Below are 11,221 nucleotides of genomic sequence, written 5' to 3'. Positions count from 1 at the left end.
CCGCAGGAACGGATATGTACTCCTAAAAGAAAATGGTCGTCTTCAAGACCGCCTTCGCCCGCAAGCCTGGCTCCAAAGTCGGAGACCTTTGATTCGCTGACCAAGCTCGTATAGGGTGGCGTTTTTGTCCATCAGGGAGCTGGCCATGTTGCGTCTGAGCGCGCTGTATCGTTATCCGTTGAAATCCGGCAAAGGGGAGATCCTGCAACAGGTTGGCCTCGACAAGCTGGGGCTGGACGGCGATCGACGCTGGATGTTGGTGGATGAAGCCAGTGGACGCTTCTTGACCCAGCGCGCGGTAGCGCAGATGAGCCAGCTGTCGGCATTGTGCAATGCCGAGGGCGGCTTGACCCTTAGCGCCCCCGGCCATTCGCCGATCGATGTCGACTTGCCCGCCAGCGATGCTCAATTGCGCGGCGTGACCATCTGGCGTGACAGCTTGCGTGTGCCCGACGCCGGCGATGCGGCGGCCGCCTGGGTCAGCCGGTTCATCGGCAAACCGACGCGCCTGGTGCAGGTGCCACTGGACCGCGCACGGACCACCGCATCGGGCTATGGCCAGGACGACGATCAGGTCGCCTTCGCCGATGGCTTCCCGTTGTTGCTGATTGGCCAGGCATCGCTTGCGGATTTATCGCAACGCGTCGGGCGCCCGCTGGAGATGCTGCGTTTTCGTCCGAACCTGGTGATAGAGGGCAGCGAGGCGTTTGCCGAGGATGGCTGGAAACGCCTGCGCATCGGTGATGTCGAGTTCCGCGTGGTCAAGCCCTGTTCACGCTGCATCATGACCACTATCGACCTGCAAACCGGCGAGCGTAGCGCTGACCGCGAACCCTTCGCCACCTTGCAGAAGTACCGTGCCCAGGCCGAGGGTGCGATGTTTGGGCAGAACCTGGTCAACGACGGCAATGGCCGGCTCGAAGTCGGCATGCCGGTCACCGTGCTCGAATAAATACCCTTCAATGAAAAATGCCCGTGTCGATGGACACGGGCATTTTTTTTTGCGATGAAACCGGGGTTTTAGCCGCGGTATTCGCACAGGTAGGCAGTGTCGACGGCCACTTTGAGCTGGAACTTGCTGTTGGCAGGCACGTTGAACTGGCTGCCAGCGGCGAAGGTTTCCCAATCGTTGCTGTCCGGGAGCTTGACGGTCAGGGCGCCGGACACCACGTGCATGATTTCACGCTGGCTGGTGCCGAATTCGTATTCGCCCGGAGCCATGACGCCAATGGTCGCTGGACCTTCAGCAGTGCCAAAGGCGATCGACTTGACGGTGCCGTCGAAGTACTCGTTGACTTTAAACATGGGCGATTCCTCGAAAAGGGCTAAAAAGGGCTAAAAAGGGCTAAAAAGGGCCGGCCAGTATGCACAAGGCCCAAGGCCTCGTCACCTCTCTAAAGCACAAGAACAAGGGGCAACAGGCGTGCGGTATTGCGCGCGTCTTCCAGCGCCCGGTGTTGCTGCCCGCTGAACTGCAGTCCCGCCAGTTGCAGGGCACCGTTGAGTCCCAAGGGTCGTTCCAGGCGCCGGGCCTTGGCAAAGCGCTGCTTGAGATTCATGTGCGGCACTTGGCTCAACGCGCTATCGAGTGCCAGGCGCTGCCAATCCTGGAGCAACTGCTTGCGATCGTAGTCGCCCCAGCTGACCCAGCCTTCAAGCCGCGCGTGATGTTGGCCCAGCCAGCGCTCGAACGCCGCCCAGACTTCGCCGAGGGGCTGTGCGGCATCGATATTGGCCTGGGTGATGTGCGTCAACTCCCGGCAAAACGGCGTCAACAAGGGGCGCCGCAACGGGCGCACGAAACGCTGGAAGAAATCCAGCTCGCGGCCTTTGTGATCCACCAGGGTGGCACCAATTTCGATGATTTCCATTTCCGTAATGGGCCAACCACCCTCATCGGTGGTGGCTTCCAGATCAATGACCAACCAGTGAGGCATCGCAGGGTTCCCGGTATCCGCATGCTGATAGGGCTTGAGCGTAGCCAAAGCCTGCGGTTACGCCTAGCGGCTTATTCGACCTCCAGCAGAATCTGACGGTTTTTCACCTGGTCTCCGACCTGCACCTGCAAGCGCTTGAGCACGCCGTCGATACCCGACTTGAGCGGGTGCTCCATTTTCATGGCTTCCAGCACCACCAGCAATTGGCCTTTGCTGACCTTGCAACCCTCACTGACCAGCACATCGATGACCGCACCGTCCATGGGCGCCTTGAGGGTGCCGCAGCTGATACTGGCCTGGCTGCAGGCCGGCGCTTGAGTGCGATCCACCAGCCGCAGGCTGCCGGGAGCTGTGAATAACCAGAGTTGCCCGGCCTCCATGCGGTAGGCATGACGCTGGCGGACGCCGTCGAGTTGCACCGTGGCCCAGCGGCCGTCGCTCTGGATGATCTTAAGTTCGAGGTGGCGACTGGCGACTTCAACCCGCAGCGGCTCACCGGGAACCGCATGCAACGCCACCGGCCAGTCCTGATCGTCCAGTGCGAGGCGATAGTGCAGCGGCACGCTGGCGTTATTGCGCCAACCGGCCAGCGCAACCGGATGCGCCTGTGCCGATGCCTGATAGAACAGCGCCGCGGCAATCGCCAGTTGTTCGGCACTCGGGACCTGGCGCTGCAAACAGGAATGTTCGGCGAAATGCTGCTCGATGAACCCGGTGCTGAACTCGCCACCGATGAATTGCGGATGTTGCAGCAGGCTGACGAGCAAGCGCTGGTTGCTCTGTACGCCTAGCAGCACGCAGTCCTGCACGGCCCGCAGCAACTTGCGCCGAGCCTCTTCACGGGTCTGGCCGTGGGCGATGATTTTGCCCAGCAGCGGGTCGTAGAACGGGCTGATCTCCTGGTTTTCGATCAGCCCATGGTCGATCCGCACGCCATCCTGCAAGCGCGGTTCCCAGGACGCGACTCGACCGGTTTGTGGCAGGAAACCTTGCGCAGGGTCCTCGGCGTACAGGCGCACTTCCATGGCATGCCCCTTGAGCTGAACGTCTTCCTGACGCAGCGGCAGCGCTTGTCCCTGGGCGATGTTCAACTGCCAGGCCACCAGGTCCAGGCCGGTGATGAATTCGGTCACCGGATGTTCCACTTGCAGTCGGGTGTTCATTTCCAGGAAGTAAAACTGTCCGCGCGCATCCAGCAGGAATTCCACCGTGCCGGCGCCGACATAGTTGACCGCGCGTCCCGCCTTGAGCGCCGCTTCGCCCATGGCCTGGCGCAACGGACTCGTCATCACGGGGCAGGGGGCTTCTTCGATGACTTTCTGGTGGCGACGCTGGATCGAACAATCACGCTCGCCAAGGTAGATCAGGTTACCGTGCGAGTCGCCGAACAGCTGCACCTCGACATGGCGCGGTTCGATCAAGGCCTGCTCGAGGATCAGTTCGTCACTGCCAAAACCGTGCAAGGCTTCGGAGCGAGCACTGCGCAGCTGTTGCACCAGGTCGGTGGCCCCATGCACCAGGCGCATGCCACGCCCACCGCCGCCGGCACTGGCCTTGATCATCAGCGGGTAGCCGATGCGGTCGGCTTCGCGGATGAGGGTGGCATCGTCCTGTTCGGCACCCTGATAACCCTCGATGCAGGGTACGCCGGCATTGAGCATGGCGATTTTCGACTGGCGCTTGCTGCCCATCAGCTCGATGGCTTCGGGGCTGGGCCCGATGAAAGTGAGGCGGGCATCCTGGCAGGCGCGGGCGAAAGCGGCATTTTCCGAGAGGAAACCGTAGCCCGGATGGATGGCATCCGCGCCAGTACGCCGGGCCGCGTCGATGATCGCCTGGATATTCAGATAGGATTGCTGCACCGGGGCCGGGCCGATGTTCACCGCTTCGTCGGCCATTTGCACGTGCAGGGCATCGGCGTCGGCGTCGCTGAATACCGCGACGGTGCGGTAGCCCAGGGCCTGGGCGGTGCGCTGGAGGCGGCAGGCGATTTCACCGCGATTGGCGATCAGGATCTTGCTGAATCCGGGCATGTTCTGCTCCCAGGGATTTGCGTTGAATGTGAGGGCCTCTTCGCGAGCAGGCTCGCTCCCACAGTTGAAATGCATTCCAAAGTGGGAGCGAGCCTGCTCGCGAAGCGCTTAAAGGGCCCACCCCGGTTTGCGTTTTTGCACGAACGCCAGGGTCCCTTCGACCCCTTCAACCCCGGTCACTGCTTCGCTGAACCACTCGGCCGCCTCATCGAGCAATGCATCCGATGGCTGCACGGCGCTCGCCAGCAACAGTTTCTTGGTCGCCGCATTCGCCCCGGGCGCGCAACACAGCACATGGGCCAGCACTTCATCGAGGCGCTCGGCCAATGCCTGCGTATCGTGCTCGACAAAATGCACCAGCCCCATTCGCCGTGCCTGGGTGCCGTCGAAACGTGCGGCGGTCAGGGCGAGGCGACGGGCCAGGGTCAGGCCGATGCGCTGCACCACGAACGGCGCGATCTGCGCTGGCAACAGACCGAGGCTGGTTTCCGGCAGGCCGAACTGCGCCTGGTGATCGGCCAGGGCAATGTCGCTGACACAGGCCAAACCGAAGCCACCACCGAGCACCGCGCCTTGCAGGACGGTGATCACCACCTGCGGCGCATGCTGCACCTCTTGCAGCAACGCACCGAACAGTCGATTCAAGTCGCGGTGCGCGCCCGGACCTTGGGCGCGTGCATTGGCCATGTCCTTGATGTCTCCCCCGGCACAGAAATGCCCGCCGGCACCGCCGACCACCAGGGCCCTGACTCCCCGCTCATCGTGCACTGCCGCCAGCACCGCACGCAGTTCGCTGACCATCTGCAAGTTCATGGCGTTGCGGCTGTCCGGTCGATTGAGGGTGATGTGCAGCACACCATTGTGCATATCGAGCAGCAGGGTCTGGCAAACCGGCAGGGTACTCATTTTTTTTTCCCGGGCAGAATGCCCATGAGCTTGCAGATAATCCCCAGCATGATTTCGTCGGCACCGCCGCCGATCGACACCAGGCGCACATCGCGGTAGGCGCGGGCCACCGGGTTGTCCCACATGAAACCCATGCCGCCCCAGTATTGCAGACAGCTGTCGGTCACCTCGCGACCCAGGCGACCGGCCTTGAGCTTGGCCATGGACGCCAGGCGCGTGACGTCCTGGCCCTTGATGTATTGCTCAGTGGCTTGATAGACAAGCGCCCGCAGGCATTCGATCTCGGTTTGCAGTTCGGCCAGGCGAAAGTGGATGACCTGGTTGTCGATCAGCGCACTGCCAAAGGTCTTGCGCTCCTTGCAATACTCGATGGTGCTGTCGACGCAATACTCCAGGCCCTTGATCATGTTGGCCGCACCGAACAGGCGTTCCTCCTGGAACTGCAGCATCTGCATCATGAACCCCGCGCCTTCGTGACCGATGCGATTGCGCTGTGGCACCCGCACGTTGTCGAAAAACACCTGGGCGGTTTCCGAACTGCGCATGCCCAGTTTGTCCAGGTGCGAGCTGAGGCTGATGCCCGGCGTGTTCATCGGCACCATGATCAGCGACTTGTTGATGTGCGGTTTGTCCTCCGAGGTGTTGGCCAGCAGGCAGATGAAATCGGCGCTCGGCGAGTTGGTGATCCACATCTTGCTGCCGTTGATCACGTAGTCGTCGCCGTCCTTGCGCGCGGTGGTTTTCAAGCCGGCCACGTCGGACCCCGCGCCGACTTCGGAGACGCCGATGCAGCCGACCTGCTCGCCGCTGATGGCCGGGCGCAGGAACTCATCGCGCAACTCATCGGAACCGAAGCGCGCCAGGGCCGGGGTGCACATGTCGGTCTGCACGCCGATCGACATGGGAATCCCGCCGCAATGAATGGTGCCGAACTCTTCGGCGGCGACGATCGAGTAGCTGTAGTCCAGGCCCATGCCGCCGAACTTTTCCGGTTTGGAAATGCCCAGCAGGCCGAGGTCGCCGGCCTTGCGAAAGATCTCGTGGATCGGAAAACGCCCGGCCTTTTCCCATTCCTCGACATGAGGGTTGATCTCATGATCGACGAACTGGCGGACGGTGCGACGCAGTGCTTCGTGTTCCTGGGTGAAGATCATTTTTATTGTTCTCCTGGCGAACCACACAGAGCGTGGGAACGATCAAAACCTCGCGACACCGAAGCTGTTGGTTTGCAGCGAGCGCACCTCGGCCTCGTGACAGATATCCAGCAGGTAACCAAGAAGGGTCCGGGTGTCCCGCGGATCGATCAGGCCGTCGTCCCACAGGTTGGCGCTGCCATAAAGCGCCGTGGACTGGCTGTCGAGTTTCTGCGCGGTGACCTGTTCGAGCATGTCGAGCATTTTCGGGTCGGGCACCAGGCCGTCTTTGGCCTGCTTGGCCTCGGTGACGATGCGCAGCACCTTGCCGGCCTGGGCGCCGCCCATGACGGCGGTGCGGCTGTTGGGCCAGGCGAAGATGAAGCGTGGGTCCAGGCCCCGGCCGCACATCGCATAGTTGCCGGCGCCATAGGAGCCGCCCACCACGATGGTCAGTTTCGGCACCCGGGCATTGGCTACCGCCTGGATCATCTTGGCGCCATGCTTGATCACCCCCTGCTGCTCTGATTCGGTGCCAACCATGAACCCGGTGGTGTTGTGGAAAAACAGCAGGGGCGTCTGGCTCTGGTCGCACAGCTGAATGAATTGCGCAGCCTTGCTCGCACCCTTGGGCGTGATCGGACCGTTGTTGCCGATGAATCCGCAGGCGCGCCCCTGGATTGTCAATTGGCCGCACACGGTCTGCTGATCGAACTCGGCCTTGAACTCGAGGAAGTTCGAGCCATCGGCGATTCGGGCGACGATCTCACGCACGTCGTAGGGTTTTTTCGGATCATCGGGAATCAGGCCGAGCAATTCGTCGATGGGGTAGAGCGGTTCCTGCCATTGCCTGGCAGGCAACACCGGCAAGCGCGCATTCCATGGCAGCAGGCTGACGATCTCGCGGGCCTGGCGCACGCCGTCGGCATCGTTTTCGGCCAGGTATTCGGCAGTGCCGGCGATTTGTGCGTGCATCTCAGCGCCGCCCAGTGCCTCGTCGCTGGCGACTTCTCCGGTGGCTGCTTTCAGAAGAGGCGGACCGGCCAGGAACAGCCTGGCCTTTCCACGCACCACCACCACATAGTCCGACAGCCCCGGCTGATAGGCTCCGCCAGCCGTCGCCGAACCGTGGACCACGGTAATCTGCGGCAGGCCCATGGCCGACATGCGTGCCTGGTTGGCAAAGCTGCGCGCGCCTTCGACGAAAATCTCCGCCGCGTAATTGAGGTTCGCGCCGCCACTCTCGGCCAGGGTAATCACCGGCAGTTTGTTTTCCATGGCGATCTGTTGCAGGCGCAAGGATTTTTTCAGGCCTGAAGGGGAAATGGTGCCGCCCTTGATCGCACTGTTGTTCGCCACCACCAACACCCGCACACCCGACACGTAGCCGATCCCGGCAATCAAGCCGCCGCCCGCCGAACTGCCGTCCTTGTCGTCGTGCAACTTGTAGCCGGCCAGGCTCGCCAGTTCGAGAAATGGCGCACCCGGGTCGAGCAGCAGGTTGAGGCGTTCGCGGGGCAGTAACTGACCGCGTTTTTCGAACCTGGGCCTGGCCTCGGCTGCCTTGTCCAGCAGGTTCTGTTCGAGGGTACGGACCTGTTCGACGGCGTCCAGCATGGCCGCACGATGACGGGCGAACTGTTCGCTGTGGGGGTCCAGTTGCGACTCAATCACCGGCATGGGTTATTCCTTGTCCTTGAGGACATCAGGCAAGTACGCGCGGTGGAATCCGTTGTACGAGTGGCTGTTGGTCGCCTTGTGAATCGGCCATGCGCGCCCGCCGAGGCTGGCCGCGCCGTCGATGCGCAGGGTGCTGCCGCTGATGAACGCCGCCGCCGGGCTGAGCAGGAACACGATCGCCGCGCTGACTTCCGATTCGGTGCCGATGCGCTTGAGTGGCACGTGCTCACGCAAGGTCGGAATCACCGCCTTGAACGCACCTTCGTAGGTGTCCATGCCGCTGGAAGCGATCCAGCCCGGCGCCACAGCGTTGACCCGGACCCCGGCGTACCCCCATTCGAAGGCTGCGGTCTTGGTCAGGTTGTCCATGCCCGAGCGCGCCGCGCCCGAGTGGCCCATGCCGGGCATGCCGCCCCACATGTCGGCGAGCATGTTGACGATGGCGCCGCCGTGCTTGCTCATGGACTGGTTGAACACTTCCCGGGCCATCAGGAATCCGCCCAGCAGATTGGTGCGCATAACGGTTTCGAAACCCTTCTGGTTGATCGAGGCCAGGGGCGACGGGTACTGGCCGCCAGCGTTGTTGACCAGGCCGTGAATCGGGCCGTATTTGCGGATGAATTCGCTGACAAGGTGCGTGACCGCTTCTTCCTCACGGATATCGCAGGTGCCCCAGTCAGCCTTGCCGCCATCTTCGGTAATCTCGGCAGCGACATTTTTCAACTTGTCGGCCTTGCGCCCGACCAGCAGCACATGCGCACCGAGGGCCGCCAGTTCGTGAGCCGTGCAGCGGCCAATGCCACTGCCGCCACCGGTGACGATGATGGTCTGGCCGGCAAACAGATCGGCTTTGAAAATCGAATCGTAAGCCATGGCGGCAATCCTCTAGTTGACCTGGTCGGCGATGCGCTGTGGCACCGGAATCTGGATCTCCAGCAATTGCTGGGCGAAGGCCTTGCCCTGCGGATCGATCCGCAGGCTGGCCACGCCTCCACCCCCCAAAGCGTTTTCCAGGAGGAAATTCAGGCTGTGGCTGGCGGGTAAATACCAACGCTCGACACGCCCGTGGATCGGGTCGAGGACATGGCTCATCCAGTCGACGATCACGGCCGGGGTCAGGGCTTCGGCGATCCACGGCAGGTACTGCGGGTCGCGGGCCATGACGCCGATATTGCTGTGATTGCCCTTGTCACCGGAGCGGGCCACCGCGAGCTTGACCAGGGCGACGCTGGCATCGGCAGGTCCCGTGGGGCGGGGTGGCTCAATCGGCACGGGCAAGTCGGCGCTGTCGAGCACATCGAGGGCGGGCAGGGCGCACGAGTGGCGCTGGCCCATGAGATCAATTTCCAGCGTGCAGGCAGTTTTGTCGATCAGGAACGAAAACAAGCGGATCAGCGGATACACCGTCGGCCGGCCGCCGACGATCCCGGTCAGCCCCGGCGCCATGCCGGTGGCGGCCTGGGCGATTTCCCGGGAGAACAGGATCAATGCCTGCTTGTTCGGATGGCGCACCGCGAGCTTGATCACTACTTCGCGGCTGTCCTGGCGCTGCCCGTGGGGGCCGTACGTGGCTTCGCTGCCAAGCAGTTCAATGTTCACCTCGCTGTAGGGCGCCCAGCCGCGCTGGCTGAACATCTGTGAGGTCTTGTTGATGATCGCTTCGCTGACCCTGTGGCCCTTGGCGACCGCATCGATCCCGGCGATCAGGCAACTGGCGGTGCAACGGAAACCGTCCGGGTACGTGGCGCTGACCTTGTACTGAGCGGTGGGCGGCAAGCCTTTTGCGCCGTGCACCCGGACCGCGTTCCTGCCTTGCTGCACAAGTTTGACCTGGGTGAAATCACAGACCACGTCGGGCAGCAGGTAGGCCCGCGGATCACCGATTTCGTAGAGCATCTGTTCGCCCACGGTCAAGGGTGTGACCAGGCCGCCGGTGCCTTCGGGTTTGCTGACGATGAACTGGCTGTCGGCGCTGACTTCGACGATGGGAAAACCGATGTGCTCGTAATCGGGCACATCGCGCCAGTCGGTGAAGTTGCCGCCGGTGCATTGCGCGCCACACTCGATGATGTGCCCGGCCAGCGCCGCCTGGGCCAGTTTGTCGTAGTCGTGCCACGACCAGCCGAACTCGTGCACCAGCGCGCCGCTGACCACGGCGCTGTCGACCACGCGTCCGGTGATCACGATGTCCGCACCCAGGCGCAGGGCTTCGACGATGCCCGGCGCCCCCAGGTAGGCGTTGGTCGAGACACACATCGGCGGCAGGGGGGCGGCGCTGAACATTTCGTGAATGCCAAGGCTGCCCAGTTGTTTGATCTGCGGTTGCAAGTCATCGCCCAACAAGACAGCGATCTTCAGCGCGACGCCGGCCTTGTCGCAGGCGGCCTGCAGGGCGGCTGCACAGGCTTGAGGGTTGACCCCGCCGGCATTGCTGATGACGCGGATCTTTTGTTCGGCCAGTTGCGAGAGCAGAGGAGCGAGCACTTCGATGAAGTCGCTGGCGTACCCGGCCTGGGGATCTTTCATCCGTGCGCCGGCCATGATCGACAGGGTGATTTCAGCCAGGTAATCGAAGACCAGGTAGTCCAGGCGCCCGCCTTCGACCAGTTGCGCGGCGGCGGTCGAGGTGTCGCCCCAGAAGGCGCTGGCGCAACCGATGCGAATTGTTCTTGGCGCAGTCAACTCCATAACCACCTCCGGCAACAGTGCCTTGAGACTACCAAGCAAGCGCTTGGTTTGTAAACGGCTGAACTATCTTCTGCCCGAGCGCTTGCTTGGTCGTCGCCAGTTGCTTAAATTGCCAGCGCAACCCAATGTTTTCGCGGGGAGCGCGGCATTGGACTGATCGACTGTAGGAGAGAACGGGTGGATGAGCAAAAAGCCTTGAGCGTCATGCGCGAGTTGGTCGACAGCGGACAATTGACCGACCCGGACAGCGCCCGGGGCAAGTTGCTGCAAGTGGCGGCCCACCTGTTTCGCAACAAGGGCTATGAACGCACTACCGTGCGCGACCTGGCCGGTGCCGTGGGCATCCAGTCGGGAAGTATTTTTCATCACTTCAAGAGCAAGGACGATATCCTGCGGGCGGTGATGGAGGAGACCATTCTGTATAACACCGCGCTGATGCGTGCGGCCATCGCCGAGGCCGGCGACGTGCGCGAGCAGGTGCTGGCGCTGATCCGCTGCGAATTGCAGTCCATCATGGGCGGCAGTGGTGAGGCGATGGCGGTGCTGGTCTACGAATGGCGTTCACTGTCCGATGAGGGGCAGGCCAGGGTACTGGCGTTGCGCGATATCTATGAAGACATCTGGCTGCAGGTGCTGGGTGAAGCCAAGAGCGCCGGTTTTATCCGCGGCGATGTGTTTATCACCCGGCGTTTCCTGACTGGAGCGTTGTCCTGGACCACCACCTGGTTTCGTGCCGATGGCAACATGAACCTGGATCAACTGGCCGAGGAGGCCTTGATTCTGGTGCTGGCGGGTAAATAGTGCGTGAGTGCGGGTCGGCAGGAAACTGGCTAAGTGGTCGAAA

The 11,221-nt window shown here is 62.5% G+C and carries 10 protein-coding genes; 2 read left to right on the top strand and 8 right to left on the bottom strand.

The window, feature by feature from the left end; all coding sequences use genetic code 11:
* Positions 1-145: 145 nt before the first annotated feature.
* On the top strand, positions 146-952 hold the full coding sequence (locus PG5_RS05705; protein WP_020796146.1) for an MOSC domain-containing protein: 807 nt from the start codon (positions 146-148) through the stop codon (positions 950-952).
* 68 nt (positions 953-1,020) lie between these two features.
* On the opposite strand, the gene PG5_RS05700 is transcribed toward PG5_RS05705, so the two are convergent.
* The 8 genes from PG5_RS05700 to PG5_RS05665 form a co-directional block, all read right to left on the bottom strand.
* A complete protein-coding gene (locus PG5_RS05700; RefSeq protein WP_007973461.1) occupies positions 1,021-1,305 on the bottom strand; it encodes a pyrimidine/purine nucleoside phosphorylase in 285 nt (94 codons plus the stop codon).
* Between the two features lie 89 nt (positions 1,306-1,394).
* Entirely contained in the window at positions 1,395-1,937 is a 543-nt protein-coding gene (locus PG5_RS05695) for an exonuclease domain-containing protein (protein WP_020796145.1), read from the bottom strand.
* Between the two features lie 71 nt (positions 1,938-2,008).
* Positions 2,009-3,970 carry an acetyl/propionyl/methylcrotonyl-CoA carboxylase subunit alpha gene (locus PG5_RS05690; protein WP_020796143.1) on the bottom strand — a complete coding sequence of 654 codons (1,962 nt, stop codon included), beginning with the start codon at positions 3,968-3,970 and terminating at the stop codon, positions 2,009-2,011.
* Positions 3,971-4,078: 108 nt separating this feature from the next.
* On the bottom strand, positions 4,079-4,876 hold the full coding sequence (locus tag PG5_RS05685) for an enoyl-CoA hydratase/isomerase family protein (RefSeq protein WP_020796142.1): 798 nt from the start codon (positions 4,874-4,876) through the stop codon (positions 4,079-4,081).
* On the bottom strand, positions 4,873-6,030 hold the full coding sequence (gene atuD, locus PG5_RS05680; RefSeq protein ID WP_020796141.1) for a citronellyl-CoA dehydrogenase: 1,158 nt from the start codon (positions 6,028-6,030) through the stop codon (positions 4,873-4,875). Before atuD ends, PG5_RS05685 begins: the two co-directional genes overlap by 4 nt.
* Before the next feature lie 42 nt (positions 6,031-6,072).
* Positions 6,073-7,689, bottom strand: coding sequence for a geranyl-CoA carboxylase subunit beta (gene atuC, locus PG5_RS05675; RefSeq protein WP_020796140.1), 1,617 nt, complete (start codon positions 7,687-7,689; stop codon positions 6,073-6,075).
* A 3-nt stretch (positions 7,690-7,692) separates the two neighbouring features.
* A complete protein-coding gene (locus PG5_RS05670) occupies positions 7,693-8,562 on the bottom strand; it encodes an SDR family oxidoreductase (protein WP_020796139.1) in 870 nt (289 codons plus the stop codon).
* A gap of 12 nt (positions 8,563-8,574) precedes the next feature.
* On the bottom strand, positions 8,575-10,377 hold the full coding sequence (locus tag PG5_RS05665; RefSeq protein WP_020796138.1) for an acyclic terpene utilization AtuA family protein: 1,803 nt from the start codon (positions 10,375-10,377) through the stop codon (positions 8,575-8,577).
* Between the two features lie 177 nt (positions 10,378-10,554).
* Between PG5_RS05665 and PG5_RS05660 the strand changes: the two genes are divergently transcribed.
* On the top strand, positions 10,555-11,178 hold the full coding sequence (locus tag PG5_RS05660) for a TetR/AcrR family transcriptional regulator (RefSeq protein WP_020796137.1): 624 nt from the start codon (positions 10,555-10,557) through the stop codon (positions 11,176-11,178).
* Positions 11,179-11,221 lie beyond the last annotated feature (43 nt).

The organism is Pseudomonas sp. G5(2012) (assembly GCF_000408945.1).
GTDB lineage: Bacteria > Pseudomonadota > Gammaproteobacteria > Pseudomonadales > Pseudomonadaceae > Aquipseudomonas > Aquipseudomonas umsongensis.
The sequence above is the reverse complement of the archived record's forward strand: the minus strand, read 5'-3'. Positions and strand labels throughout refer to the sequence as shown.

Bases quoted from the DNA above. Each gene is read 5' to 3' on its own strand.
- PG5_RS05685 (WP_020796142.1), bottom strand. From the start codon at position 4,876: ATGAGTACCCTGCCGGTTTGCCAGACCCTGCTGCTCGATATGCACAAT.
- PG5_RS05670 (WP_020796139.1), bottom strand. From the start codon at position 8,562: ATGGCTTACGATTCGATTTTCAAAGCCGATCTGTTTGCCGGCCAGACC.
- PG5_RS05695 (WP_020796145.1), bottom strand. From the start codon at position 1,937: ATGCCTCACTGGTTGGTCATTGATCTGGAAGCCACCACCGATGAGGGT.
- PG5_RS05700 (WP_007973461.1), bottom strand. From the start codon at position 1,305: ATGTTTAAAGTCAACGAGTACTTCGACGGCACCGTCAAGTCGATCGCC.
- PG5_RS05705 (WP_020796146.1), top strand. From the start codon at position 146: ATGTTGCGTCTGAGCGCGCTGTATCGTTATCCGTTGAAATCCGGCAAA.
- atuD (WP_020796141.1), bottom strand. From the start codon at position 6,030: ATGATCTTCACCCAGGAACACGAAGCACTGCGTCGCACCGTCCGCCAG.
- PG5_RS05665 (WP_020796138.1), bottom strand. From the start codon at position 10,377: ATGGAGTTGACTGCGCCAAGAACAATTCGCATCGGTTGCGCCAGCGCC.
- PG5_RS05690 (WP_020796143.1), bottom strand. From the start codon at position 3,970: ATGCCCGGATTCAGCAAGATCCTGATCGCCAATCGCGGTGAAATCGCC.
- atuC (WP_020796140.1), bottom strand. From the start codon at position 7,689: ATGCCGGTGATTGAGTCGCAACTGGACCCCCACAGCGAACAGTTCGCC.